The 25,803-nt window shown below is 63.9% G+C and carries 20 protein-coding genes; 12 read left to right on the top strand and 8 right to left on the bottom strand.

Going from position 1 to position 25,803, the window contains the following annotated elements; translation table 11 throughout:
* Positions 1–50: 50 nt before the first annotated feature.
* Both FS777_RS15825 and FS777_RS15820 read right to left on the bottom strand, forming a co-directional pair.
* Positions 51–830 carry a helix-turn-helix transcriptional regulator gene (locus FS777_RS15825; protein ID WP_145256320.1) on the bottom strand — a complete coding sequence of 260 codons (780 nt, stop codon included), beginning with the start codon at positions 828–830 and terminating at the stop codon, positions 51–53.
* A gap of 107 nt (positions 831–937) precedes the next feature.
* On the bottom strand, positions 938–2,215 hold the full coding sequence (locus tag FS777_RS15820; protein WP_058638402.1) for an acetyl-CoA C-acetyltransferase: 1,278 nt from the start codon (positions 2,213–2,215) through the stop codon (positions 938–940).
* Between the two features lie 116 nt (positions 2,216–2,331).
* Here FS777_RS15820 and FS777_RS15815 point away from each other — a divergent pair, with 116 nt between their 5' ends.
* The 8 genes from FS777_RS15815 to FS777_RS15780 all read left to right on the top strand — a co-directional run bounded on the left by FS777_RS15815 (position 2,332) and on the right by FS777_RS15780 (position 8,438).
* Positions 2,332–3,684, top strand: coding sequence for a 3-oxoacyl-ACP reductase (locus FS777_RS15815; RefSeq protein ID WP_145256317.1), 1,353 nt, complete (start codon positions 2,332–2,334; stop codon positions 3,682–3,684).
* A gap of 2 nt (positions 3,685–3,686) precedes the next feature.
* Positions 3,687–4,544, top strand: a complete 858-nt coding sequence (locus FS777_RS15810) for a MaoC family dehydratase (protein WP_145256314.1) — start codon at positions 3,687–3,689, stop codon at positions 4,542–4,544.
* 81 nt (positions 4,545–4,625) lie between these two features.
* Positions 4,626–4,931, top strand: a complete 306-nt coding sequence (locus tag FS777_RS15805; RefSeq protein WP_023535180.1) for a MazG-like family protein — start codon at positions 4,626–4,628, stop codon at positions 4,929–4,931.
* Positions 4,928–5,677, top strand: a complete 750-nt coding sequence (locus tag FS777_RS15800) for a methyltransferase domain-containing protein (RefSeq protein WP_145256311.1) — start codon at positions 4,928–4,930, stop codon at positions 5,675–5,677. The genes FS777_RS15805 and FS777_RS15800 overlap by 4 nt, the downstream gene beginning before the upstream one ends.
* A gap of 19 nt (positions 5,678–5,696) precedes the next feature.
* Positions 5,697–6,326, top strand: coding sequence for a DUF4136 domain-containing protein (locus FS777_RS15795; RefSeq protein ID WP_145256308.1), 630 nt, complete (start codon positions 5,697–5,699; stop codon positions 6,324–6,326).
* 19 nt (positions 6,327–6,345) lie between these two features.
* Positions 6,346–6,915, top strand: a complete 570-nt coding sequence (locus tag FS777_RS15790; RefSeq protein WP_078479163.1) for a DUF4136 domain-containing protein — start codon at positions 6,346–6,348, stop codon at positions 6,913–6,915.
* 156 nt (positions 6,916–7,071) lie between these two features.
* Entirely contained in the window at positions 7,072–7,542 is a 471-nt protein-coding gene (locus FS777_RS15785) for an A24 family peptidase (RefSeq protein WP_058605282.1), read from the top strand.
* Positions 7,543–7,682: 140 nt separating this feature from the next.
* The gene (locus FS777_RS15780; protein WP_081321333.1) at positions 7,683–8,438 is read left to right on the top strand and encodes a response regulator transcription factor; all 756 of its coding nucleotides are present in this window, start codon (positions 7,683–7,685) and stop codon (positions 8,436–8,438) included.
* A 36-nt stretch (positions 8,439–8,474) separates the two neighbouring features.
* Here the strand turns inward: FS777_RS15780 and pbpC are convergent, their stop codons facing one another.
* Positions 8,475–10,832 (bottom strand): peptidoglycan glycosyltransferase PbpC, encoded by a 2,358-nt coding sequence (gene pbpC / locus FS777_RS15775; protein ID WP_145256305.1) that lies wholly within the window; start codon positions 10,830–10,832, stop codon positions 8,475–8,477.
* A gap of 77 nt (positions 10,833–10,909) precedes the next feature.
* Here pbpC and FS777_RS15770 point away from each other — a divergent pair, with 77 nt between their 5' ends.
* The gene (locus tag FS777_RS15770; protein WP_023535173.1) at positions 10,910–11,203 is read left to right on the top strand and encodes a hypothetical protein; all 294 of its coding nucleotides are present in this window, start codon (positions 10,910–10,912) and stop codon (positions 11,201–11,203) included.
* 53 nt (positions 11,204–11,256) lie between these two features.
* Here FS777_RS15770 and FS777_RS15765 read toward each other — a convergent pair whose 3' ends face one another.
* A complete protein-coding gene (locus tag FS777_RS15765; protein WP_145256302.1) occupies positions 11,257–16,158 on the bottom strand; it encodes an alpha-2-macroglobulin in 4,902 nt (1,633 codons plus the stop codon).
* Positions 16,159–16,362: 204 nt separating this feature from the next.
* Here FS777_RS15765 and FS777_RS15760 point away from each other — a divergent pair, with 204 nt between their 5' ends.
* Positions 16,363–17,700: an MATE family efflux transporter gene (locus FS777_RS15760; protein ID WP_058605286.1), complete on the top strand. Its 1,338-nt coding sequence runs from the start codon at positions 16,363–16,365 to the stop codon at positions 17,698–17,700.
* 99 nt (positions 17,701–17,799) lie between these two features.
* On the opposite strand, the gene speA is transcribed toward FS777_RS15760, so the two are convergent.
* The 4 genes from speA to FS777_RS15740 all read right to left on the bottom strand — a co-directional run bounded on the left by speA (position 17,800) and on the right by FS777_RS15740 (position 22,044).
* Positions 17,800–19,713: an arginine decarboxylase gene (gene speA, locus FS777_RS15755; RefSeq protein WP_058605287.1), complete on the bottom strand. Its 1,914-nt coding sequence runs from the start codon at positions 19,711–19,713 to the stop codon at positions 17,800–17,802.
* A gap of 150 nt (positions 19,714–19,863) precedes the next feature.
* Positions 19,864–20,235 carry a translation initiation factor Sui1 gene (locus FS777_RS15750; RefSeq protein ID WP_058605288.1) on the bottom strand — a complete coding sequence of 124 codons (372 nt, stop codon included), beginning with the start codon at positions 20,233–20,235 and terminating at the stop codon, positions 19,864–19,866.
* A gap of 203 nt (positions 20,236–20,438) precedes the next feature.
* Positions 20,439–20,975: an NUDIX hydrolase gene (locus FS777_RS15745; protein WP_145256299.1), complete on the bottom strand. Its 537-nt coding sequence runs from the start codon at positions 20,973–20,975 to the stop codon at positions 20,439–20,441.
* A 1-nt stretch (position 20,976) separates the two neighbouring features.
* A complete protein-coding gene (locus FS777_RS15740) occupies positions 20,977–22,044 on the bottom strand; it encodes a DUF2333 family protein (protein WP_058639416.1) in 1,068 nt (355 codons plus the stop codon).
* Positions 22,045–22,292: 248 nt separating this feature from the next.
* Here FS777_RS15740 and FS777_RS15735 point away from each other — a divergent pair, with 248 nt between their 5' ends.
* Positions 22,293–23,651, top strand: a complete 1,359-nt coding sequence (locus tag FS777_RS15735; protein WP_078479170.1) for a diguanylate cyclase — start codon at positions 22,293–22,295, stop codon at positions 23,649–23,651.
* Between the two features lie 123 nt (positions 23,652–23,774).
* Entirely contained in the window at positions 23,775–25,736 is a 1,962-nt protein-coding gene (locus tag FS777_RS15730) for a methyl-accepting chemotaxis protein (RefSeq protein ID WP_058639418.1), read from the top strand.
* Positions 25,737–25,803 lie beyond the last annotated feature (67 nt).

Raw genomic sequence — 25,803 nt, 5'->3', positions numbered from 1 at the left:
ATCGGGCCTGCACGTTCACGGGCTCGCGCAGCGCCGCACCCGGTAAGCCGCTAGAGCTTCAACTCGCCCGGCGTGGCACCGAACAGCTGCTTGAAGGCGGCGATGTAGGCGGAGGTCGAGTCGTACCCGCAGCCCAGCGCCGCGTCAGTGACCGTGTGCCCCGCCTCGAGCGCGGTCAAGGACGACAGCAAGCGCATGCGCTGGCGCCAGTTGCGAAAACTCAACCCAGTCTCGCGCTGGAACAACCGCATCAGGGTCTTTTCCGAACACCCCAGTTCGCACGCCCATTGCTGCAAGGTCTGCGGCTGATCCGGTGTAGCAATCAGGCCATTGCACAGGGCAAGCAAGCCTGGGTGTTGTGGCAGCGGCAACGAAAACGCCACTTCCGGCAACGCCTGCAATTGGTCAAGCAGCACGGCGACCAGGCGCGCCTGCGCGCTATCGCCTTCGGGGTAATGTGCAGGGTATAGGCAGAACTGCTTGATCAGCTCACGGGCCAAGGGGGTCACTTCCAGTACACGACAACGCTCCGCGGCCCACGAGCAGGCATCGCGCCGTATATAGAGGCTGCGCATTTCGGCCTGCATCGAACTGGACACGGCATGCTCGGCCTGCGCCGGTATCCACACGCCCCATTGCGGCGGGGCGAAGTAGCTGCCTTCCTGGGTATACACCCCCAGTACGCCACTGATGGCATAGGAAAACTGCACCCAGTCATGTTGATGCGACGTCGTCCACGAGCCGGCCACCAGTCGCTCGGCGCGTGCATAGAGCGGTCGAGGCAGGCAATCGAGCGTTGGAATGGGACGAGGATGTCCGATGGCAGGCATGGCGATTTCTTATCATGATGATCGGCCAAGCCTACCAGCCTAAATGCCCTCGGCGTTATCCGGCTCCATGTGCACCTTCGGTCACCCAGCCGGATGAACACCGACGCTCACCGCTCGACGATGACCGTAACGCCCTGCCCGCCTGCGGCGCAGATCGAGATCAGGCCGCGTCCTTGGGGCGCCGTGGACAGCAACTTGGCCAAGTTGGCCAGAATGCGCCCACCGGTGGCGGCAAATGGATGCCCTGCCCCAAGTGAGCTGCCCTTCACGTTCAGCCGAGAACGGTCGATCGCCCCCAGCGGCGCATCCAGCCCAAGGCGCTCCCGGCAGTACTGGGCATCCTCCCAGGCCTTGAGGGTGCACAGCACCTGGGCTGCGAATGCCTCATGGATCTCGTAGTAATCAAAATCCTGTAGCGTCAGGTTGTTGCGGGCCAGCAAGCGCGGCACCGCATACACTGGCGCCATCAGCAGGCCCTCGCGGCCATCGACGAAATCCACCGCGGCTGTTTCGCCATCGACCAGATAGGCGAGCACCGGCAGGCCATGTTGGTCTGCCCACTCCTGGGTCCCCAGCAACACCAGCGAGGCCCCATCGGTCAGCGGCGTGGAATTGCCTGCCGTCAAGGTGCCCTCATCGCTGCGGTCGAAGGCCGGTTTGAGCTTGGCCAATTGCTCCAGCGTCAAGTCGGGACGCAGGTTGTTGTCCCGGGTCAGCGACCGAAAAGGGGTCATCAAATCGTCTTGCCAACCTTCCTGGTAGGCACGTGCCAGGCATTGATGGCTACGCAGCGCCAATTCGTCCTGCTCGGCCCGGCCAATGCGCCAGGTTTTGGCCATGCGTTCGCAGTGCTCGCCCATCGACAACCCGGTGCGTGGCTCGCCGTTGCGCGGCAGCGAAGGCTTGAGGTGGTGAGGCCGCAAGCCCAGGAAAGGCTTGAGGCGGTCACCCAGCGCCTTGCCCCGGTTGGCTTGCAACATCATCCGGCGCAGGCCTTCGCTCACGGCGATGGGTGCGTCGGACGTAGTGTCGACGCCGCCCGCAATGCCGCAGTCGATCTGCCCGAGGGCAATCTTGTTGGCCACCAGCAATGCCGCTTCCAACCCGGTGCCACAGGCCTGCTGAATGTCATAGGCGGGGGTCGAGGCCGACAGGCGCGAACCCAGCACGCACTCGCGCGTCAGGTTCATGTCCCGGGCATGCTTGAGTACCGCGCCTGCCACCACCTCGCCAAGGCGCAGGCCGTGCAGGCGGTAACGCTCGATGAGCCCCTCGAGTGCGGCAGTCAGCATGTCCTGGTTGCTGGCTGTGGCGTACGCACCATTGGAACGGGCGAATGGAATTCGGTTGCCGCCCAGAATAGCGACCCGGCGAAGTGAGCGCATGCGCATGTTCCTCCTGAAACAATTTGATCCGTAGAGCCTAGGTGTTTTTGCCGCATTCGAACGACCTGGCCACAATCCTGGTCCACACTGTCAGACTTGCTTTCGGAGGACCCACCATGAGCGATCGCTACCTTGGTTTTGCCAACTCCAGCCTCGGCCGCAAACTTGTCGACAGCCTTGGCCTGCCTCGTCCAGCCACCCTGGAGCGCTGGGAAGCGGGCCGCATGCGGCCAGTGGACGGGCCGTTGGTCCTTGGCGGCGGCCCCTTGGCACGCCAGGTCGAAACACTCGCAGCGCGGTTGACCGACGCGGTTTACGGCTTCAACGGCCAAGGCCTCCAGTGCGAACCCTGGGTCGCTGGGTTGGGCCCCAAGATCAAGGCGTTGGTGTTCGATGCCAGTCACTTGTCCGACAGCGATGCGCTCACGCAGTTGCGCGAATTCTTCCAGCCGCTACTGCGCAACCTGGCGCCTTGCGCCCATATAGTGGTCTTGGGTCGCCCGCCTGAGGCCGTCGCCGACCCGATGGCCAGTGTCGCCCAACGTGCCCTCGAAGGGTTTAGCCGTTCGCTGGCCAAGGAACTGCGCAACGGCGCTACTGCCCAGTTGCTGTACGTGGGTGACGGCGCCGAATCTCAACTCGAAGGCGCGTTGCGCTTCTTCCTGTCGCCCAAGAGCGCCTTCGTGTCGGGCCAGGTGCTGCGCCTACAGCCCTGCCAGGCTCAGGTCGAGGACTGGACACGGCCGCTCAGCGGCAAGCGCGCGCTGATCACTGGGGCTGCCCGCGGCATCGGCGCCGCCATTGCAGAAACCCTGGCCCGCGACGGTGCCGATGTGCTGCTGCTCGATGTGCCCCCAGCCAGCGAGCAATTGCAGGCGCTCGCTGCGCGCCTGGGTGGCAAGGCGCTGGTCCTGGACATCTGCGCCGGTGACGCTGCCGAGCAGTTGCTGGCGGCATTGCCCGATGGCCTCGACATCCTGGTGCACAACGCAGGCATCACCCGTGACAAGACCCTGGCGAACATGACCCCCGAATATTGGGACGCCGTACTGGCGGTGAACCTCAAGGCTCCTCAGCTGCTGACCCAGGCCCTGCTCGATAACGGCGCGTTGCACGAGGACGCCCGCATCACCCTGTTGGCTTCGGTCAGCGGTATCGCCGGCAACCGGGGGCAATCCAACTACGCTGCCAGCAAGGCTGGGCTGATTGGCTTGGCCCAGGCCTGGGCACCGACGCTTGCCGAACAAGGCATCAGCATCAACGCAGTGGCGCCTGGCTTCATTGAAACCCATATGACGGGCGCCATGCCCATGGGCTTGCGCGAAGCGGGGCGACGCCTGAGTTCGCTCGGCCAGGGCGGTAAGCCCCAGGACGTGGCCGAAGCCATCGCCTGGCTTAGCCAACCTGGCTCTGGCGCCGTTAACGGCCAGGTGCTGCGGGTGTGCGGCCAGGCACTGATGGGGGCTTGAGCATGCAACGACACTGGCACGACCTGCATCAACCGGCCAGCCGCGCCAGCCTGTACCTGCGCGCAGCGGGCAAACGCCGCATCAGCGGTAATCAACTGCCCACGCACGGGCTGCGCTGCACCCTGGCGGTTCAGCCTAAGCAACTGCATGCCTACCGGCAGTTGTGCCGTTTCGTCGACGATGGCCGGCTGCCTGCTACATACCCGCACATCATGGCGTTCAACCTGCAGCTGCAGTTGATGACCGCCGAGCAGTTCCCCTTTCCGTTGCTGGGCCTGGTCCACCTGCACAACCGCATCGATGTCATCCGCCCGCTTGGGGGCATCGAGTCGCTGCGCATGGCGGTTCATGCCGACAACCTGCAGCCCCACCCCAAAGGCGGAACCTTCGACCTGATCACCGAGGCGGCGGACGGTATTGGCGTGCTCTGGCGGGAAACCAGCCGCATGCTCGTGCGCGGGTTGAAACTCGACGGCAACCTGGCAGAGGCGGACGAGGGTCAGGCCAGCCACTTGCCTGAAGTCACGCGCTGGTATGCCGACAGTGATATCGGCCGCCGTTATGCCAGGGTCTGCGGCGACTACAACCCCATTCACCTCAGCGCACCCAGCGCCCAGCTGTTCGGTTTCCCCACTGCCATCGCCCACGGCATGTGGAGCAAGGCCATGGCCATGGCCGCGCTGCACGGACACTTGCCTCACAGTGGCTATCGGTTCGAGGTGGATTTTAAACAACCCGTGCGTTTGCCCTCGGAGGTGGTGCTCAGCGCCAGCCAGGTCGGCCCTGTGGGTGAGCTGCGCCTGGACGGCCAGACGGACGTGGTACACATGCTCGGCCGCTGGGCCCGCTTGCAGGGCTGACTGGCGCATGCTGCGCCCCGTGCAGGGAAGCTTGCTTTGCAATGGCCCTGCGCGGAAGCTATGCGCCATGAGGAGAACCCGATGAACCTGCAAGAACTGACTCAACGCCTGCATCAAATCCGCGATACCAATGACTGGCAACGTTTCCACAGCCCAAAGAACCTGGCCATGGCCGCCAGCGTCGAAATGGCCGAGCTGGTTGAAATCTTCCAGTGGCTCAGCGAGGACGAGTCACGTCGCCTGCCACCCGAACAGCTGGCCCACGCCGGGCAGGAAGTGGGCGACGTCGTGCTCTACCTGTTGCTGTTGTGCAGTGAACTGGGGCTGGACATGGACCAGGTGGTCCGCGCCAAGCTGGCTGACAGCGAAAGGCGCTTCGCACGATGAACGACCGTCATTTCGATGAACTGGCCACCCGATTTGCAGAGAAAATCTACGGTGGCGCAAAGGGGGCGATCCGGCTGGCAGTCTTGCAGGCCGACCTGGCCGAAGCCCTGCCGGATCGCCCATTGCGCATCCTCGATATCGGTGCCGGCCTGGGTCACATGGCGCTATGGTTGGCCCAACGCGGCCACCAGCTTACGCTGGCCGAACCCGCCGAGCCCATGCTCGAAGGGGCACGGGCCCGCTTTGCCGAGGCCGGCCAGGCGGCAACGTTCATCCAGGCGCCCTGGCAAGCGCTGCTGGGTGAGCTGACCGAGCCCTACGACGTGGTCGTGTGCCACGCGGTACTCGAATGGCTGGCTGAGCCGGAAAGTATCCTGCCCGTTCTGCATCAACTCACAGCCCCCGGGGGTTGGCTGTCGCTGGCGTTCTATAACCGCGATGCCTTGGTCTTCCGCAACCTGCTCAAGGGGCATTTCCGCAAGCTTCGCAGTAATCGCCTTGAAGGTGAAAAGCAGAGCCTTACCCCGCAGAAACCACTTGATCCGCGGGCGCTCAGGGCGCAACTTGAACCTTTGTGGCAGGTCGAAAGTGAAAGCGGCATACGTGTTTTCCATGACTACATGCCCAAGGAATTCCAGGACCGCGCCGAGCTGCTGGACGTGCTGGAAATGGAGCTCGCTCACCGCCGCCATCCGAGTTTCGCCGGCCTGGGCCGTTACCTGCATTGGGTCTGTCGCCCACGTTGACCTGCCGTGAGGAGCAAGCATGCCGTACCGTCTGTTGCCACTGGCCCTGCTGGCTTTGGTTCTGACCGGGTGCCAAGGGACCAATCCCTACGTCGCCAGCAGCCGCCCACTGCCACCGGCCCCGCCTCAGGCAGCGACCACGTTCGACGCAAGCGCTTATCCCGCACCTGCAAGGGACTACGGCCGCTACCGCAGCTGGAGCTGGCGTGACGGGCGCCTGCCCAGCGGTTCGGCCAATGCCGACCCTGCACAGCTGGCCGATGCCGTGGCCGCAGCGCTCGATCAGCAGGGCTTGCGCCCCGCCCGCAGCGACGTTGGTGACCTGCTCGTCGGCGCCGATATCCGCCTGGAAAAACGCCTGCGCCAAGTGCGCGACTACGACAGCTACGACCCTTACCATGGGCCCTACGGCAACGTGGGCTATGGCGGTTACCGCAACGGATACGGGGGTTACGCCAGTGTTCCGGTCGTACGCACCTATCAGGTTGAGGTCATGGTAGTGCGCATCGACCTGTACGACAGCCGCAGCGGCCAGGCCATCTGGAGCGCAAGTGCCGAAAGCGGCAACGACCAGGGTTCACCGCGGGACCGTGAAAATGCCGTGCGCGACGCCGTGCGCAAGGCCCTCAGCGGCTATCCTCCCAGTTAACGCCTAACGGAGAATCATCATGTTGCGCCGCCTGTTACTCGTGTCGTTTGCGGCCTTGCTGGCTGCCTGCTCAAGCCATAACGTGCAGCAGGACTACGACGCGAGTCGTGATTTTGCCGCCTACCGCAACTGGGCCTGGCAGGAGCCCGGCCTGCAATATCGTCCTGACGATCCACGCATCAAGAGCGACCTGACCGAGCAGCGCATCCGCCAGGCGGTCAGCGACCAGCTTGATCAGCGGGGCCTACGCCCAGCGCCCCCTGGCACGCGTGCTGACCTCAATGTGCGCACCTACCTGATCGTGGAACAGCGCCAGCAACAGGTCACCACCAACTATGGCGGCGGTTGGGGTGGCTATTGGGGAGGGTACTGGGGCGGGCCGATGTACAACGAAACCCGCAGCGTCGACTACAAGGTCGCAACCATTCAAGTCGACTTGCTTGATGGGCGCGATGGCAAGCTGGTCTGGCGCGGCAGTGCCGAGCAGATCATGAACAACTACCCGCCAAGCCCGCAGGAACGCAACGAGGCTATTCAGAAAACGGTGGCTCAGGTGCTGGGCAACTATCCACCTGGCAGCAAACGCTAGCAGAGGCCCCGCAACAGACGACGACTGCGACAAAACCCATTCTCCCAACGCCTTTTCCTTGCGGCACACGGCCGTCACGCAGGTTCCGGTCTATCTTGACTAAGGAAACCTGACTGCACGGGTAAGTGTTCATCTACTAGGAAAGGCGACCTGTCGATGCAAAGCATTGTTCTTCTTCTGTGGCTTGCCTTGTGTACCGAACAGGATGTGCGCCAGCGCCAGCTCCCGGACCTGTTGACGCTGGGCGTAGCTGTAGGGGCCCTGCTGTGGCTGTTCGCAACCGGCCACACCTGGCTTGGCGCCGATCCCAGTTCGGCAGGCTGGGGCCTGGCCATCGTCATGCTGCTCACCTTGCCCGGCTACATGCTCGGCCACTTCGGCGCCGATGACGTCAAACTGATGGGCGCGCTGGCATTGGCCACCGGCACCGATCATGTGCTCGGGACCTTCATCGGGGCCGGGGTCGCGCTGTTGATCTGGCTGACCACCCGAAGGCGCTTGTGGACGCTGCTCAACCCCAAGGTGAAAAAACGCCTCCAGGCCTTGACCGAAGCCATGGGCGACAAGCAGGCATTCGTCCCCTACGTGCTGGCAGGCTACCTTCTGACAGCTGTATGGATCCAATGAAGAATCCAGCGGTCCCTAACCTTGTACACACCTTGTACAACTACGAGAGGTACGGCTACTTTTAATCTGCCAGAGCGTCTAGCCCGGGAGCAGGGCCGTATATTCACAGGGAGTTGATCGTGTCCAAACCTGTAAGTGAAATGAAAGTGCTGGTAGTCGATGATCAGCCAGTCATCGTCGAACAGCTATGCGAGTTCCTGGAAGCCAAGGGATACAGTTGCGTATCGGCACTCTCCACAGATGAGGCGGTAAAACGCTATGAGGCCGACCCCGCCATCGGTCTGATCATCTGCGACCTTCACATGCCCGGACGCGATGGCATCGAGCTGATGCGTGCCCTGAAGCAGATCGACGGTAGCCACCGCATGTTCGAAGCCATCATGCTGACCGGCCGTGCCGAAAAGCAGGACGTTATTCGGGCGCTGCGCGAAGGCTTTGCCGACTACTACCAGAAACCGATGGATCTCGACGAGCTGCTCGAAGGGGTACGCCGCCAGGAGCAGGTGCTGCAGGAACGTCAGCGCGACTTCCACGACCTCAGCGGGCTCAATCAGCGCCTGCAGGATCTGGCAGAGTCCGTCGACGAGTTGTATCAGGACCTGGAAAAAGCCCGCGGACAAGGGCCTCACCGGCGCGCCGGCGACATGGAGGAAGCCGAGGCCGAGCTGCCCTCGGTATTCGAAAAGCTGTCGCCACGTCAATTGGAAGTGGCGCGGCTGGTGGGCAAGGGCAAGACCAATTACCAGATCGCCTGTGAACTGGGTATCACCGAAAACACGGTGAAACTGTACGTGTCCCAGGTGTTGCGCCTGACCCATATGCACAACCGCACGCAACTGGCCTTGGCACTGACACCAGGTTCATCCCCGGTGAATCAACGGTTCACGGCGCACTGACAGGTGCCGGTGCCACGGCACCGGCACACCGCCATACTACTCATTGACCTGAAACACCACCCGCGCCGTTTCACCACTTTCGTCCAACGCACTCAACTCAGCCTGCCCTGCCCGCGGCAGGCGCACCATCAGGTTGTCCTGCCCTTGGGTTTCGCCCAGCGGTTGCCCATTTAGGAACCACCAACGCCGCCCACTACCGCCCAGCGCCGACACCGCCACTTGAAGCGGCTCGCCACTGGTGGCGGGGCGACGCAAATGGTCGCCGGAACGAATGCCGACGATGGCCAGCGGCGGAGCACTGGCCGGGCCTTGCGGTGGGCATGTGGGGTCCATGGCCGGTAGACGGGCAGCCCGCCGTTCAGCCCGAGGCAACCAGGGTTCCAGGGGGGCGGGCCACAGGGCCACCTCGCGCGCCTGGGCGCCAGAGCAATTGCTGTCGACGCGCAAGCCGCGGTCGTTGACCCAGATGTGTTCGCGCAAACCCAGGCCCAGCGGCTGATCGGCCGCCTGCAACGTGGGAGGAACGGTGCCGTCCAGGGTCCAGGCAAAACGCTGGCGCCTGCAATTGCCGTCCTGGCGGCTCATCGCCTGGCCCAGAGGCCAGCAGATCGCCGCCACCCCGACATTGGCAGGCGTTCGCTGCACCGGGGCCTCTAAGCCGCGCTGGCTGTCCCGGTTGCTGAGCAGGTCGTGCACTTGCAGCATCAACGGGGCGGCCGAGGCCAGGCCGAACTGCCCGGCCACAGGGGTGCCGTCGGGTCGACCAATCCATACCCCGATCAGGTAGCGAGGGCCGACGCCAATCGACCAGGCGTCTCGAAAGCCGTAACTGGTGCCGGTTTTCCAGGCCAGCTGGGGACGGCGTACCAGTTCGGCATGCGGGTCGCGGTCGGGCCGAGCCTGGCCGCTGAGAATGCGCCGGATGATCCACGCTGCGCCCGGAGACATGAGCCGGTGCTCCACCAGGGGTGCCTGGGGCTGCAACCGCACCTGGGCGCTTCTACCCTCCCGGGCCAAGGCCGCGTAGCCACCTACCAGGTCTTCCAGGCGGCTACCGGCACCGCCCAGGATCAGCGAAAGATTGGGCTCGGCCAACGGAGGTAGCGTGAGCGGCAAGCCGCCCATGCGCAGTTGTGCGGCGAAGCGCTTCGGGCCGTACGCTTCGAGCAGTTGCACGGCGGGCAAGTTGAGCGACAGGGCCAGTGCCGAACTCGCTGACACCGGCCCACTGAAGCCGCTGGAAAAATTGCCCGGACGGTAGTCACCGTAACGCCGTGGTACGTCCTGCAACAGCGACTCGGAATGAATGAGCCCATCGTCCATCGCCAGGCCGTACAGAAACGGCTTGAGCGTGGAGCCAGGCGAGCGCAACGCCCGCACCATGTCCACGTGCCCGAAACGCCGGGCGTCCGTGAGGTCGACCGAGCCCAGATAAGCGCGTACAGCCATGGTTTGCGCATCGACCACCAGGATGGCGGCAGACGTACGCTCCGGCAGACGCGCGCGCCATCCCAGCAGCAAGTCTTCCAGCCGGCGCTGCAACCCTGCATCCACGGTGGTACGGATCAACGGCGGGCTACCCGGGGTGTTCAGACGGCGGGCCAGCAAAGGCGCCAGTGCCGGCTCCTGACGCGGCGCCAGCACCAGCGGCTCTTCGGCCGCTTCACGCAGGCGCTGCTCGGGCCACACCTGATACTGCGCCAACCGTTGCAGCACCTTGTTGCGTGCGCGTTCGGCGCGCTCGGGGTGGCGGTCAGGGCGTAGCCGGCTGGGGGCTTGCGGCAGTACCGCCAGCAGGGCTGCCTCCGACGGCGTCAGATGCAAGGGCGACTTGCCCAGATAAGCCCAGCTGGCAGCGGCAACACCTTGCAAGGTGCCGCCGAACGGCGCGCGGTCCAGGTAAATTTGCAGAATCTCCCGCTTGGACAGGTGCCACTCCAGCTGCAGTGTGCGCCACAGCTGCCGCAGCTTGCCCGCCACGGTGCGATCATGGGGATCGAGCAGGCGTGCCACCTGCATCGACAACGTGCTGCCGCCTGACACCACGCGCCCTCCCCGCGCGTTCAACCACGCCGCCCTGACCAGGGCCATCGGGTTCACGCCCAGGTGCCGGTAGAACCAGCGGTCCTCGTACGTCAGCAACGCTTGCAGGTACAACGGCGAGACCTGCTCGGGACTCACCGGATAGCGCCACACCCCGTCGGCATCGGCGAATCGCCACAACGGTGTGCCATCCTCAGCCAGCACGACTCGGGCCAGGTCGTCCGACGGCATGGGCAAAGGCCAGATGCGGTCGGCCAGCCACAGCAGGCCCATCAAGGCCACCACGCCAATCACCAGGGCACGCACTGCTTTGCATGGTCGCGATCGCCACCAGCGGGCTAAGCTTGGCATCGGGAACCGACCTGCCCTGAAAAGGGCCAAAGCACTGGAAACGGCAAGAACGCCGCCATGTTGATCAGGAAGCAACTATGCATGTAGAAGGTTTTTTCGAATGGCTGGGGCAAGCACTGGGATCGCTGATCCGCATCGTCGTCGACGCGCTGAGCGGGTTGTTCAACCTGTTGGCCAATGCCGGCGGCAATTTCGTCGATGGCCTGTCGCGCACCTTGGGCATGGACACCTCGCTGGTCAGCATCCTGGCCCTGATCGTTGGCCTGATGCTGCTGTTCTCGGCGATCCGCGCTTTCATGCGTGCTTCGATCATCCTAGGCATCATCTGGCTGGTATTGGGCCTGTGGGTAATGAGTTGGGTGATCCATTGAGTGGCCGTGCGACGAACAGGTGAAAGCCTCTGCTCGTCGCACAAGGCCTGCCCCTAGCGAGGCTTGACCGTCATCTCACCCTGCCCTTCCCCCACGGCCTGCAGATTCGGGCGGTACATCGACTCGACCTGCGGCGGTGGTACCCGGTAGGTGCCAGGGGTCACCGCTCGCGCCAGGTACAGCAGATGCGTAGTTGCGTAGCTGTCCAGCTTGAGCGCTGCGACGTAACGGTCGTCGCGATACTCCTGGTGCACCACGTTGGCATTTTGCATCGATTCGCGCCATTGCTTCACGGCGCCGCTGGCGTTATCCAGGCTGGCTGCACTTTGCGCAAGGTTCTGGTTTTCGAGCTCCAGGCCCGCAGGCAATAGATCGACCACCAAGGCATCGGGAACGCGCTCATCGGCCTTGAGGGCAAGGTGCACGAGTACCAGGTCGCCGCTACGCAGGTTCGCCAGGTCCAGCGGCTGGCCCTTCATGCCCAGGTACTCGCGGCGGATTTGCATGCCATTGCTACTGGCAGGCGGCGCCTGACGCGGGTAACCCGACAGGGTCAGCTGCTGGTAGACGGTCTGGCTGCCCTGGTTCTGCACCGTCAGCGGCGATGCCAGCAGTGGCCCTTCCAACTTCATGCCGGCTTCGGCGTTATTGAAGTCACGCAGCTCACCGGCGCTGTCCAGGCGGGCCTGCCACTTGACTTCCGGCGTGCCCAGCAGGCCACGCCCGGCCAAGAACAAGGCGTTGCGCTCCTGGGTGGACAGCCAGCGATTGGCAGCCACTTCATCGGACAGGGCGAAGAGCCGCTGGTCCACCTGGCCACTGGCAAGCTTGTTCTCCTGCAGCAGTGCCAGGATCAACGCCTGGTCACGCAGGGGGCTGCCGTAATCTGCCATCCAGTTCTTGCCGCGGCTGACGGCAAGCCCTGCCTGCAGGGCCTGGTCGGCACGAGGCTTGTCACCCATCTTGTCCAGGGCCACGGCCAGTTGCACCAACGGCAAACCGGAACGCGCATCGGCGCGGCGCTCGAACAACCCGCGTAGGGCGCCCAAGGGCGCCTGCTGACTGCGCGACAGCACCAGCGCGGCGTAAGCCTGCACGGCGAAACGGGTGTGATCGGCGTCGTCGCTGTAGTCCACATCGATCAGGTTGCGCTCTTGTAGATAGCGCAACAACCGCTCGCTGGCTTTTTTTAGCGCCTCGGCGGGTACGCCATAGCCTTGGTCGCGCGCGCGCAGGAGGAAGTCGGTGACATAGGCCGTCAGCCAGTATTCCTCTTCGCTGTCGGCACTCCACAAGCCAAAGCTGCCGTTGTAGCGCTGCATGCCCAACAGGTGCTCGATGCCCATTTCGATCTTGCGCTTGCGCACCTCGGCCGGTTCACCCTCGATGCCGAGCCGCTTGAGGGTATCGGCGTCCGCATACAGCGACGGGTACAGCCCGCTGGTGGTCTGCTCAAGGCACCCATACGGGTAAGCCTTCAGCGCCCGGATCTGTTCGGCGAGGTTGAGCGGGGGTCGGCTCGACAGGGCCAGCGTGCCCTCGAGGCCGGCAGGCTCGAAGGCCGCGAGGTCCGCCTCGGGCAGCGTCCAGGGCTGATCCTTCAAGGCCACGCGGAAGTGCTTGAGCATGGCGGGATAGGCCGGACGCACGCCCAGCGTCCATTCGCGCTCGAACGTGGTCGGCGCCTCGCCGGCCAACTGCAGGCCGGTCACCTGCACATGCACCTTGCCCTGCCCCAGGCCACCTTGGGCTTGCACCGGAATCATCAGGGTCGTCCGCTGGCCTTCGGCCAGCGCCACAGACTGCGTGGCATTGCCGGTCAGGCTCACTTGTCCTTCGGTGGTCACCTGCACGGTCAGCTGCTGGGCAGCTCCCGACAAGTTGGCCAGGTCCAGCGCCAGGCGCGTCTGATCGCCGCCTGCCAGGAACCGTGGGGCCGAGAGTTCGGCAATCAGCGGTGCGGCCACCACGGTCTTGCCCTCTGCCATGCCGAAGTGATCCTCGGTCCAGGCCTGAGCCATGAGCCGCAGCTCGCCGTTGAAATCAGGGATATCGACCGTGGCCTGCCCTTCTCCCTTGTCGTTCAGGGTCACCGGCAGGCTCTGCTGGGCCACGATGGTGACGGTGGTATTGGGGCGTTTGCCACCCTTGGCCATGGCCGCGTCACCGCCGAATGCCAGGCTGGCCAGACGCCCTTGCCCGGCTTCGATCAGTTGCCCGTAAATGTCGAGCTGGTCGGCACCGTAGGCCTTGCGGCCAAACAGGCTTGCAAATGGATCCGGGGTCTTGAAGTCGGTGATATTGAGAATGCCGACGTCCACCGCCGACACCAGCACCCGTACCTGCGCAGGCACGCTGCCGTCGGCGTTTGCCGCCTTGATCTTGACCGTCAGCGGCTGCTTGGGACGCATTTTTTCCGGTGCCTGCAAACTGACTGCCAGCTTGCGATCGGCACGGTCGAGCGGCAGGTGCAACACGCCTACCGCACGCTTGGGCGTGGCATTGGCCTTGCGGTCACCTGGGCGCACCACCAAGGTGCTGAGGTAAAGGTCGTGGCGTGCCCAGGCTTTGTCCAGCGGGATATCGAAGGTCTTGCCTTCTGCAGGTACCTGGATTTCCTGCCACCACAACGGGCCGTCGCTGGACTCGATCATCAAGTAACCACTGCCTGCGGCCGGCGGCGTAACCGTGACCTTGGCCGTTGCACCGTCGGCGTAGGAGGGTTTGTCCAAGGCCAGCTTGACCTGGTCGGGGCGTACAGCTCCGCCTTCGGCATTGTCCTGGGCGCGGTAGCCTGCCCAGAAGCGCTGACTGGACACCAGGCCGGTCTGCGGGTCTTCGACTTCCACGCGATAGGGGCCCCACTCGACCGGGAAGCTCAGCTTGGCCGTGGCGTCGGCCTTGACGCTTACCGTCTCTTCCACTTGGGTCAGGAATTTTTCGTTGTAGGCGTAGCTCCAGCCGTCATCTTGCGAGTAGTTCCAGTAGTAATCGCGTCGCTCGCGGATCAGCCTGACCTTGAGGTCGTCGGCGGCCAGTTTCTTGCCCTCGCGGTTAGCGACCAGAAACTCGAATTCCACCGGGCCATCACTGTCGGCTTCATCGCCGTCGAACAGGCCACGCAGGCCTGGCAGGCGTTCGGCCGGCCAAACAGGTTGCTCGAGGCGGCGCGTAATGGGCCTGCCGCCGGACTCCTGCAAACTTGCCTGCACGGTCAGCTGCAACGGCGAACGCGCCTCTGCCCAGCGGCTGGAAATATCCAAGACCGCCTTGCCCGCCTGGTCGAGGGTGACTTCATCGAGCTCCAGGTCCTGCTCCAGTTCGCCTTCGGTAACCGACCCGAACTGGTAGCCCGGCAGTGCAGGTACCGCTTCACGCAGCGGGCGCACATAGGCCTGGCCACTCAGGCGATTGCCAGCGGCCGGCGCACCGTACAGGTAGCGGCCAGTCACCTCGATGCGCGCGTCCTGCTCAGGGGCCAGGGGCTTGCTGCTACCCTTGAGGTCGAGGGCCAGCCGCTCAGGCAGAAAGTCCTCGACCAGGAACTCGTAGACCTGCTTGCGTCCACCGCCCAGGTCGAGCAGCAGTTGCCAGCGGCCGGTCGGCGCCTCGGTGGCCAGTTGCAGCTGGTACTGGAACAGACCCTTATCGTCTGCTTCCCAGACGAACTTGCGGCTGACTTGTTCATCCGGCCTGCGTACTTCAACGTTCACCGGCTGAGCCTTGACGGGCTTGCCGTCCTGGTCGCGCAGCAGGCCGTTCAGCAGCACCGTTTCGCCTGGGCGATACAGGTCGCGCGGGCCGAAGATAAAGAGTTGCAGCGGATTGGCCTGGGGGCCGGTGATGTCGAACTCTGCCAAGTCCAGGGCCGCAGTATTGAGCTGCAGCAAGGTCGTGTGCACGCCTTGGGTGGCGATGAGGGTATCGGCCTTGGGCGTGATCGGCAGTTCAGCATGACCTTTTCCATCAGTGCTGGCCTGGGCCAGCAGCTTGCCTTTCTTGTCGTGGAGCTCGATGTTCACGCCATCCATCGCCTTGCCCCCTTCCAGGGCCTGGGCGAATACATCGATGCGATCACGGTAGCGATGGGCCGATACGCCAATGTCGCTCAAGGTGAACAGCGTGGCTGGCTGGGAGTAATCGTAGGTTCCCGAGGCGCGCATTACGGCCAGGTACACACCGGGCTCCTGCAGCGGCTTGATGCCGGCAATGGGCAACAGCACGGTTTCGCGTGTGTTGCGTGCAGGGTTGAGGTCGAAGCGGCCACTGTAGACCAGTTCGGCCATGCTCAGCGTGTCTTTGGACTGGTAGTACTCCAGGCTGCTGCTGCGCCCCCAGTTGGCCATGAACGAGGAAATCATGTCGGGTTTGACGCGGAAGAACTCCACATCCACCTTGTTCACATTCAATGCGATGACCGGCAGGCCCTCTGCCAGCCGCGTCGGCAGTAGCGAGCCCCGGCTGGCGAAGCCAACGGTGGGTTGCATGTCGCGGGTTTCAAGGCGAGTGATCGACTCTTCCTGCAACGCCTTGCCGTTGACGGCCAGCAGCCCCTTGTCCACGGTCAGCACCAGCTTGCGCTGCGGTTCCAGGTGACGCAGGCGCAGCTCCATCTGGCTGTCGGACAGTTCCCAGGCGCCGTCCAGCTTGCCCTTGACCGTGTCCACCAGGTGGACCTTGTTGGTGAAGTCCTGGTCGGCATCCAGCGGGGCCGAGAAACTGACCGACAGTGTGGCCGCGCCATCGAGCTGTACTTCCGACACATCCAGTACCGTCAGCTCACGGCCCTCGTAGCGTTTGGCAAGCACCGCAGGATCTTCGCGCTGTGGCGTCTTGGCGGCGGCGCTGGCGCTGGCGGTTGGCTTCTGGGCAGGCGCTGGGGCGTCAGGCGTTGAGGAGTCACAGCCGCTGAGCAAGGCCAGCGCGCAGGCCAGCAACAATCCTTTGTTGAACATGGAGTAGACACTCGAAGGCAGGGTGTAGATGAAGGCAGCAACTATAGCGCAAGGCCAGGTGCTACACCCAGCGTTGTGCGCCAGATGAGACCTTGGTCGCACGCAATGGTTGCGTGGCCGTTACACTGTCGCCCTTGGCTTGCATTGCCGCCCGGCGGGCGCCCCGATCAAGCGCTTGCAGTCCTCGTTTTCGCTGGAATGAACATGCCCCGATTCTTCGCCGACTGGCACCACCGCCCCACCCATCTCAAGGTGTGGGGGCTGGCCGCGCCCATGATCCTGTCCAATGTCTCGGTGCCACTGGTGGCGCTGGTCGACAGCACCGTCATTGGCCACCTGCCCCATGCCCATCAGCTGGGCGCAGTGGCCGTGGGCGCTACGCTGTTTACCTTCATGGTCGGCTTGATGGGCTTCTTGCGCATGGGCTCGACAGGCTTCGCCGCCCAGGCCGCGGGCCGAGGCGATGGCGCCGCCCTGCGCCAGGTGTTGGTTCAGGGCCTGTTGCTGGCAGTGGGCTTCGCATTGCTCATCGGCCTGCTGGCCCTGCCCTTCAGCCAGTTGGCCCTGCATGCCATGCAGCCCAGCGCGGCCCTGGGGCAAGCCACACAAACCTTCTTCCACACCCGGTTGCTGGGCCTGCCGGCGGCACTGGCCAGTTACGCCCTGGTCGGGTGGTTTCTGGGGACCCAGAATGCCCGGGCGCCCTTGGCGATCCTGCTGACCACCAACCTGCTCAACATCGTGCTGAACCTGTGGTTCGTGCTCGGCCTGGACTGGGGCGTCCTGGGCTCGGCACGCGCGTCGGTGATTGCCGAATGGTGCGCGGCCCTGCTGGGCCTGGCGCTTACCCGCCCGGCCCTTCGCGCCTATCCGGGCCACATCGCCTGGGCAGCACTCAGACGCTGGCAGGCCTGGCGCCCGCTGTTGGCAGTGAACCGCGACATCTTTTTGCGCAGCCTTGCCTTGCAGCTGGTTTTCCTGCTGATCGCCGTACAGGGCGCACGCCTGGGCGAGGCGACGGTAGCGGCCAATGCACTGCTGCTCAACGGCCTGCTGCTGACGGCCTATGCCCTCGATGGCCTGGCCCACGCGGTCGAGGCGCTGTGCGGTCACGCCATTGGTGCCCGGGACCGCGGCACCCTGCGCCGTGCGCTGGTGGTAGCCGGTGGATGGTCGCTGATTGCAAGTTCGGTCTTTGCCGTTCTGTTCTGGGTGGGGGGACACCTGTTCATCGATCTGCAAACCGATATCGACAGTGTCAGGGCGGCGGCTTATCCGTACTTGCCCTATCTGGCGTGCCTGCCGTTGATCGCCGTGTGGAGCTATTTGCTCGATGGGCTGTTCATCGGGGCCACACGCGCCCGGGAAATGCGCAATGCCATGCTGACATCGCTCGCCATTGCATTGCCGTTGGCCTTTGCCCTGAGCGGGCTAGGCAACCATGGCCTGTGGTTGGCGTTTCTCGGCTTCATGGGCGTGCGCGCCATGACCTTGGCCTGGGTGGGGTGGCGCCTGCAAGGCAAGGACGCCTGGGTGGCGTGAGATGACTGGCATGGGCCAGCGAGCAACCCAAGGCGGTGCTCACCGCCGCCACGCTGCGAAGGCGTGACGGCGATGAGCCCCCTCAGGGGCTGAGGCTTCTCAGGACGAGAGGTAGGACGAACGGGTCAAGCCCAGGCGCAGCGCATCAAGGTACTGGGTACGCTCGCGCGCGGTGATCTTGGCGCTGGCCACCTTGTCGCGGTAGTGAGTCATCAGTTCCTCGGGAGACAGGTGCACGTAGCGCAGCATGTCCTCGATGGTGTCGTGGGTCTCGATACCGGCGTGGTACACGCTGCCATCGGCATTCTGGTAGATGTTCACCGAGTCGGTGTCACCGAACAGGTTGTGCATGTCGCCCAGGATCTCCTGGTAGGCCCCGACCAGGAACACGCCCAGCAGGTAGTCCTCGCCCTCGTTCAGGGCATGCACCGGCATGCTGGTCTCGATGCTCTGCTCATCGACATACTGGTTGATCTTGCCGTCGGAGTCGCAGGTCAGGTCTTGCAACACGGCGCGCCGCAGGGGCTCTTCGTCCAGGCGGTGCAGCGGGATGATCGGCAGCACCTGGCCGATGGCCCAGGTATCGGGCAGGCTCTGGAACACCGAGAAGTTGCAGATGTACTTGTCCGCCAGCTTGTCGTTCAGCTCATCGAGTACCTGGCGGTGCGAGCGCTGGCGAGCCTTGAGCGAGTTGTACAGGCGACGGCACACCGCGTAGTAGCACTGCTCGGCCAGGGCTTTCTCGGCCAGGCTGATCTTGCCGTCAGCGTACTGGGCGGCCACATCGCCCATGTAGTGGGTGGCGCGCCAGTAGGTTTCGGTCACCATCTCGATGTCGGTGGGCCCCAGCAGATCGGCCAGCCACTGCACGGTTTCCGGCAGCGCGTCCTTGTTCTCGATGGTCGGCACCTGGTCGTTGTGGCGCTCTACATCAGTGACCTGGATGACCAGCATGGCATGGTGAGCCGTCAGCGAACGGCCGCTCTCCGAGAAGATGTGCGGGTGCGGCAGGCCCTGCGCGTCGCAGAATTCCTTGAGCATGCCCACTACCACGCCGGCATAGTCATCCATGTCGTAGTTGATCGAGCTGGCGTTGCGCGAGTGGGTGCCGTCGTAGTCCACCCCCAGGCCGCCGCCCACATCGATGTGGTCCACCGGCAAGCCCAGGGCGCGCAATTCGCCGTAATAGCGGATGGCTTCCTTGAAACCGTGCTGGTAGTCCGCCAGGTTGGCGATCTGCGAGCCCATGTGGAAGTGCAGCAGGCGGATACCTTGGTCGAGGCCGGCGTCGCGAAAACGCTGCACCACAGAAATCAGCTGCGCGGCAGAAAGCCCGAACTTTGACTTCTCGCCCCCGGTGTCAGCCCATTTGCTCGATGCCAGCGACGACAGGCGCACGCGCAGGCCTACTTGCGGCTTGACCTTCAGGTCCGCCGCTTCCTCGATCACCAAGGCCACTTCGGACTCTTTCTCGATGACGATGAAGACGTTGTGGCCCAGCTTCTGCCCCATCAGCGCCAGGCGGATGAACTCACGGTCCTTGTACCCGTTGCAGACGATGGTGCCGCCCTTGGGCGCCAAGGCCAGCACTGCCAGCAATTCAGGTTTGGAGCCGGCTTCCAGCCCAATGGACACGTTCTGAGTGGCGATGATGTTTTCGACCACCGCCTCCTGCTGGTTGACTTTGATCGGGTAGAGCGCGGTGTACTGGTTCTGGTATTCCAGGCGCGCAATGTTGGCGTCGAAGGCGCCGGTCAACTGGCGCACGCGGTCCTGCAGAATGTCGGGAAAGCGTACCAGCAAAGGCAGCGACAGGCCGCTCTGGCGCAGCTGATCAACCTGCTCGTACAGGTCGATCGGCGAGCTGTCAGGGCCGTTGGGGCGTACTTCGACGCGCCCGGCTTCATTGATGGCGAAATACCCTGCGCCCCAATGACGGATGCCATAAACACTGCGGCTGTCGGCCACGGTCCATTGGCTACCATCGTCTTTGCGTGTGCGTCGTACGGACATTCAAGTCCCCTATAAATTGAGTCAAGACACTGCTGGGCAAACCGGGAAGGCAGTGTAGAAGCCAAAAATGACGGTTCGTCCGTGCTCTGGGGTAGACCCTGGTCACTGCGACGAGTTTAGAAAGCGCAGGACGAAAACCTGCCGAGCGACTCAGCCGCCCGACTTTTTCGCCTTGAAGCCCTGCTTGATCAGCTCGTCGATCAGCAATTGCACATGATCGCCCTGGATCTCGATGACGCCGTCCTTGAGCGCGCCACCGGTACCACAGCGGCGTTTGAGGGTGGCAGCCAGCTCCTTGAGCTGATCGGGCGGCAACGGCACACCCGTGACGGTGGTCACGGTCTTGCCGCCACGGCCTTTGCTCTCGCGGCGCACGCGGGCGATGCCATCACCCTCGGGGATGACCTGCTGCTTGCAGGTACAGGCATCCACAGGCTGGCCACAGTCAGGGCAATGACGACCGGCATCGGTCGAATAAACAAGACCGCCGAGGGCGGAGAGGGAAGAAGCTTTCTTGGCCACTTTTGTGCCTCGGTGCTGAGGACAAAAACTGGTCGTACCTGCACATGAGGCCGACCGCGAAGCCCCACTCTGGCAGGGGCGGCGCTACTGCCGCAACACGTGCGGCAGCCCGAAAAGGCCGCGCAGTGTAACGATAAACGGTGCAGTTGCTAAGTACCGGATTGCGCCATTTTGCGAATGTTTTGCGACCCTACGTGCATGGGTTAGACAAGGCGGTTCCTGTAGCGCATCAACGCGGCCATCGAGTCGGGGCAATAAGGCCTGAGCCGACTGTCCTCCAGCGCTTGGTCCACACCGATGAACCGTGCCTCGATCACTTCCTCAGGCTGCAGCCGCAGCGGCGCATCGGAGACTGCCGAGTACAAGGCGCACCACAGGCGATTGTCAGGCTGATCGAAGAAGAATCGCTCGTGAAAACGCAAGTTTACGTCAGCTATGCCCAGTTCCTCGGCCAGCTCGCGCGCGGCCGATTCGGCGTAGGTTTCACCGGCGGCCACCATGCCGCCGGCGGCAACGTCCCAATACCCGGGGTACAGCGCCTTGCTCAGGGTACGCCGGTGCACGCACAGTTCACCGGCACCATTGAACAGCAGAATGAACGTGCAGCGCCCGATCAGCCCGCGCTCGCGCAACTGTGCCCTGGGCAATGCGCCGAGCACCTGGTCGTGCTCGTCTACCCAGGTGACCCGTTCCCGGTCCGAAGCCGCCCGGTGGGCGGCTTCATCAGGGCTGAAGGTCATCTCAGCCCTGCGACAGCAGCTGGCGCAGGTCGATGACCGCCGCGTTGGCGCGGGAGATGTAGTTGGCCATGACCAGCGAGTGGTTGGCCCACATGCCGAAACCACTGCCGTTGAGCACCATCGGGCTCCACAGGGGCTCTTGCGAGGCCTCCAGTTCCCGGATGATCTGACGCACACTCACGGTCGCGTTCTTCTTGGCCAGCACGTCGGCGAAATCGACTTCGATCGCACGCAGCAGGTGCGACAGTGCCCAGGCCTGGCCACGGGCTTCGTAGAACACGTCGTCGATCTTCAGCCATGGGGTTTCCACGACCTCCTCGTCAACCTGCGGCGCCTGGCCAGCCACCACGGACTCAGTCTTGAGCGTGGTGTTGAGCTTTACGCGGCCTACGCTGGCCGAGAGACGTTGCGACAGCGAGCCCAGGCGGGTAGCGACGTCGCCCAGCCAGTTGTTCAGGTTATCTGCGCGGGTATAGAAGATCGCGCCCTTGTCACCCGAAGCCAGGCGAGCCTGGTAGCGCGTCAGCGACTTGATGCCTTCTTCGAATTCCGATTCGCTGGACGGCAGGATCCAGCTCTTGTAATCGAAGTTGAAGCGCGGCTCGGCCTTGGCCAGGTCGGCATCTTCGGTCGATTGCGACTGGGAGCGGGCGAAGTCCTTGCGCAGCGCGCGGGAAAGGTCACGCACCTGGACCAGTACGCCGTACTCCCAGTTGGGCATGTTGTCCATCCACAAGCCAGGCGGGAGACGGTCGTTGGCAATGTAGCCACCTGGCTTGTTCAGCAAGGTGCTCGCCACGGTCTTGAGCGTTTCGACAGTGGTGTAGCCCACTACCATCTGCTGGCCATTACGCTCGGCTGCGCTCTGCGCGTTCTGCTGAACCGGGAACAATTCGGGCTCCTGGCTCCAGTACCAGGAAAGGCCGATACACACCAGCAGGTAAAGCCCAACCAGGGCTAACAGTGAGCGGCCCAACAGGCCACCAAAATAGCTACGGGCGGCAGCGCCGCGGCCGTCGACACGCTCGCGGGGCTCGGCTTTGGCCTCGCGGTTTTTCCAGTCCAGCATGGCTATATCCTTGATCAGTCACGACGGTTCAGGGGCTTTGACCACAGGCCTACGCCAGGGTGCCACGGCAAGCCCGCCTGACAGCACTATAAAGCAGACACCGCCTTACGCATAAGCGACCCCTTGGTCGGTAACTGAATAGTCATTCAGCCCACTTTGTTGAAAGGGGGCACGCCTACGCAGCTCAAGAACTGCTAGCATAGAGCCATCACTGCCCCTGCATACCCCTAACGACAAGTAGCCAGGACATGAGCCAAGCAGTTGAGCCGAGCCCGCAGTGCCCCCCTGAGCATCTTGTGCGTAGCGGCCTGCGCAAGGACGACCCACGCGACCAGTTGCTGCTGGCGCCCCAGCGCAGGCCGGTCTATATCCTCTTGCAGGACCACGACCGCGCCGAACGCCTGGCCCAGCAACTGGAGTTCTTCGGCCTGGGCGTACAGGCCTTGCCCACTGCCGATGCCTTTCGCGCATCGGTAGGCGAATGCCCGCCTTCGGCGGTCATCATGGACGTCGACTTCAATGGGGTCGGCCAGGGCCTGGCGTTGGCGGCCGAAGTCCAGGCGCGGCAGGCCAAACCCCTGCCGCTGCTGTTCTTCAGCCACCACGAAACCGACACTCCCACGCGCTTGGCCGCCGTGCGGGCCGGCGGGCGCGATTTCCTCACCGGCACACTGGAGGCTTCCAGCCTGCTGGAGAAGGTCGAGCGCCTGACCGATGCCGCGCCGTACGATCCCCTGCGCGTACTGATCATCGATGACTCACGCACCCAGGCCCTGTTCACGGAACGGGTGCTGGCAGGCGCCGGGATGATCACTCGCAGCCTGACCGACCCGATCGCCACCATGGCCGAGCTGGCTGATTTCCAGCCTGACCTGATCATCCTCGACCTGTACATGCCGGCGTGCACCGGCCCTGAACTGGCCAAGGTGATTCGCCACAACGACCGCTACGTCAGCGTGCCGATCATCTACCTGTCGGCCGAGGATGACCTGGACAAGCAGCTCGAGGCCATGAGCGAAGGCGGCGATGATTTTCTGACCAAGCCGTTTCGCTCGCGCCACCTGATCACCACCGTGCGCAACCGCGCTGCCCGCGCTCGGCATCTGAAGGCGCGCATGGTCCGCGACAGCCTGACCGGGTTGTACAACCATACGCATATTCTGCAGTTGCTCGAGGATTGCAGCTTCCGTGCCCGCCGCGAACAGCAGCCGCTGAGTTTTGCCATGCTCGACATCGACCGGTTCAAGAAAATCAACGACCGCCACGGCCACCCCATGGGCGACCGGGTGATCAAGAGCCTGGCGCTGTTTCTCAAGCAACGCCTGCGCAAGACCGACTTCATTGGCCGCTACGGCGGCGAAGAGTTCGCCATCGTCATGCCCAATACCGCCCTGGAGGCGGCGTACAAGGTGCTCGATGACATCCGCGGGCGTTTTGCCGAAATCCTCTACCCGGCCCAACCCCATGACCTGCGCTGTACGTTCAGTGCAGGCGTCGTGCAACTCGATGACGGGCTCGATGCCCTGACCATGGCCAGCGCGGCCGACGAGGCGCTATACCGGGCCAAGCATGCAGGACGTAATTGCGTGGTGCGTGTGGAGCCCTGAAGGGGTGGGCAAAGAATAAAGGCACTTTGCCATTCAATTGCGTGCCGCCGTCATCATCGCGTCACACGAACGCAATAACTTCAGGCCCCTGACTCTTCCCTCCCCCGCAGGAAGCACGCGGCTATGCGCCTGAAATGGCTAACCAATTTGAATACATTGTTGCTGGTGACGGTGTGCATTGCTCTGGGCGTCACGCTGTGGTGGTCGCAGCGGGCGCTGGAGCGTCCCTACCAGATGATGGAACGCTACCTGACCCTGTCGCGCCATTTTCAGACTGAGGCTGCCCAGAACATTCAAGCTTATCTTGGTAGCGGCGATGCCGTGCGCCATGCGGCGGCACTGCAGGCCACGGAGCAACTGCAAGCTTCGCTGGCCGACTGGCCCGAGGCGCTGGCCAGCCAACTGCGCCCCAGCCTGGACCACCTCCAGGCCTTCAGCGCGGGCGAGTTGCTGGCAGCCGGAAAGCTGGCCGGTGACCCCCAGGCGCTGTTGCTGCAAGCCGAACGCGAGCTGGGGGCCAACCTGGAGCAACTGACCACCTATGCGCGCGACAGCACCAACCCCGACGCTGGGCGCTATCTGCTGCCGCTTGTTGAGGCAACCCTGCACCTGAGCAGGCTGGGCCTGGCGCGGGAGAAGCTGGTGGGCAGCGGCCGGCCCGAACTGGCGACTGAGCTGGAGCGCGAGCTGCAATCGATCCAGGCCCAGGCGCAGGTCATCGAAGGCTTGCCGCTGCTGGGCGTGACCCGTATTGCCGAATCGGACGCGGATGACTTTGCCGCGCTGATGGGTTTGCAGAACGATACCCGCGCCCAGCAAGAAGACGTCGCCGTGGGCCTCAAGCGCGAGCTGCAAAGCCTGGTTGGGCGCTACCCGGCCGAGCTGCAACGTACCCGTACCCAGATCGCCCAGCGCGCCGCCCTGGCGACCCGCGCCACGCAACAGCTGGAGGCAGTGCGCCAGGCCATCGCGGCCCTGGAGCCACAAGTGCGCAGCCTGCATGGCAGCATCGCGGGGGAAGTGCGCACCCTGCAAGGGGCGATGATCGTGATGATCCTGCTGATCGCCCTGCTCATCGACACCCTGCAACGTCGCCTTGCACGCACCCTCACCGGCTTGGTGCCTGCGCTGTCGCGCTGGGCCGAGGGCGATTTTACCCAGCCTGTCGAAATGGGCAGGACCAACCGCGAGTTGCATGACATCCAGGCTTCGCTCAATCGCCTGCGCCAGTACCTGGTCGAACTGGTAGGCGCATTGCGGCACAATGCCGCGCAAGTGGCCGGCAGCAGTCATGCGCTGGCCGACATGAGTGCTGCCTTGCACGATGGCGCACAACGACAGGCCGGGGATACCGGGCAGATTCGCGACGCGCTTGGGGAACTGGAAGCGACCATCCAGCAGGTGGCTGGCGACGCCAGCGCTGCGGCCCTGGCCAGCCGTGACGCAGGCCGGGCAGTGGAACAGGGCCAGGCTGTGATCGGGCAGAGCCTGTCGGGTCTACGCACGCTGGTCGACGAGGTGCAAGGCAACGCCCGCATGATCGAGCAGCTGGCAGAGGAATCGGCCACGATCGGTGGCGTGCTGACGGTGATCCGGTCCATTGCGGAACAGACTAACCTGCTGGCACTCAATGCCGCCATCGAAGCCGCCCGCGCTGGCGAGATGGGTCGCGGGTTCGCCGTGGTGGCCGACGAAGTCCGTACCCTGGCCCAGCGCACCACTGGTGCCACTGGGGAAATCCAGACCCTGATCGACAGGTTGCAGCAGGCAGCCAAGGGCGCCGTGGACGGTACGCGGGTACAACTGGAGCATGCCGAGGCCACTGCCAACCAGGCCCAGACTGCCGATGGCGCATTGGACGAAATCGTGTGTGCGATCCGTACTATAGCCGACACTGCCCTGCGCATTGCCGAAGTGACGGCGCAACAAAGTGATGCGGTCAGCGAGATCCGTGACCACAGCGAGCGGATTCATCAGCTGGGTGGCGATAACCTGCAACGCATCGGTGAGGGGCGTGAGCAAGGCGATCACCTGCTCAGCCTGGGCAGTGCCCTGAACCAGGCGGTGGGTGCCTTCAGGGTCTGAACCGACCGCCCTGGCTCCACGAAATAGCCTTAGACCATCACCGGCAAGGCGGGCGGGCCCACACATG

It is taken from the genome of Pseudomonas sp. DE0157 (genome assembly GCF_007678615.1).
Taxonomy (GTDB): domain Bacteria; phylum Pseudomonadota; class Gammaproteobacteria; order Pseudomonadales; family Pseudomonadaceae; genus Aquipseudomonas; species Aquipseudomonas parafulva_B.
This window is presented reverse-complemented; position numbering and strand designations above follow the sequence as displayed.

What these genes read in the sequence shown, in the direction of transcription:
- FS777_RS15730 (WP_058639418.1), top strand. Translation starts at nt 23,775, where the DNA reads ATGCGCCTGAAATGGCTAACCAATTTGAATACATTGTTGCTGGTGACG.
- FS777_RS15790 (WP_078479163.1), top strand. Translation starts at nt 6,346, where the DNA reads ATGTTGCGCCGCCTGTTACTCGTGTCGTTTGCGGCCTTGCTGGCTGCC.
- FS777_RS15760 (WP_058605286.1), top strand. Translation starts at nt 16,363, where the DNA reads ATGCCCCGATTCTTCGCCGACTGGCACCACCGCCCCACCCATCTCAAG.
- FS777_RS15740 (WP_058639416.1), bottom strand. Translation starts at nt 22,044, where the DNA reads ATGCTGGACTGGAAAAACCGCGAGGCCAAAGCCGAGCCCCGCGAGCGT.
- FS777_RS15785 (WP_058605282.1), top strand. Translation starts at nt 7,072, where the DNA reads ATGCAAAGCATTGTTCTTCTTCTGTGGCTTGCCTTGTGTACCGAACAG.
- FS777_RS15800 (WP_145256311.1), top strand. Translation starts at nt 4,928, where the DNA reads ATGAACGACCGTCATTTCGATGAACTGGCCACCCGATTTGCAGAGAAA.
- FS777_RS15780 (WP_081321333.1), top strand. Translation starts at nt 7,683, where the DNA reads ATGAAAGTGCTGGTAGTCGATGATCAGCCAGTCATCGTCGAACAGCTA.
- FS777_RS15820 (WP_058638402.1), bottom strand. Translation starts at nt 2,215, where the DNA reads ATGCGCTCACTTCGCCGGGTCGCTATTCTGGGCGGCAACCGAATTCCA.
- FS777_RS15735 (WP_078479170.1), top strand. Translation starts at nt 22,293, where the DNA reads ATGAGCCAAGCAGTTGAGCCGAGCCCGCAGTGCCCCCCTGAGCATCTT.
- FS777_RS15815 (WP_145256317.1), top strand. Translation starts at nt 2,332, where the DNA reads ATGAGCGATCGCTACCTTGGTTTTGCCAACTCCAGCCTCGGCCGCAAA.
- FS777_RS15825 (WP_145256320.1), bottom strand. Translation starts at nt 830, where the DNA reads ATGCCTGCCATCGGACATCCTCGTCCCATTCCAACGCTCGATTGCCTG.
- FS777_RS15745 (WP_145256299.1), bottom strand. Translation starts at nt 20,975, where the DNA reads ATGACCTTCAGCCCTGATGAAGCCGCCCACCGGGCGGCTTCGGACCGG.
- FS777_RS15805 (WP_023535180.1), top strand. Translation starts at nt 4,626, where the DNA reads ATGAACCTGCAAGAACTGACTCAACGCCTGCATCAAATCCGCGATACC.
- FS777_RS15795 (WP_145256308.1), top strand. Translation starts at nt 5,697, where the DNA reads ATGCCGTACCGTCTGTTGCCACTGGCCCTGCTGGCTTTGGTTCTGACC.
- speA (WP_058605287.1), bottom strand. Translation starts at nt 19,713, where the DNA reads ATGTCCGTACGACGCACACGCAAAGACGATGGTAGCCAATGGACCGTG.
- FS777_RS15770 (WP_023535173.1), top strand. Translation starts at nt 10,910, where the DNA reads ATGCATGTAGAAGGTTTTTTCGAATGGCTGGGGCAAGCACTGGGATCG.
- pbpC (WP_145256305.1), bottom strand. Translation starts at nt 10,832, where the DNA reads ATGCCAAGCTTAGCCCGCTGGTGGCGATCGCGACCATGCAAAGCAGTG.
- FS777_RS15810 (WP_145256314.1), top strand. Translation starts at nt 3,687, where the DNA reads ATGCAACGACACTGGCACGACCTGCATCAACCGGCCAGCCGCGCCAGC.
- FS777_RS15765 (WP_145256302.1), bottom strand. Translation starts at nt 16,158, where the DNA reads ATGTTCAACAAAGGATTGTTGCTGGCCTGCGCGCTGGCCTTGCTCAGC.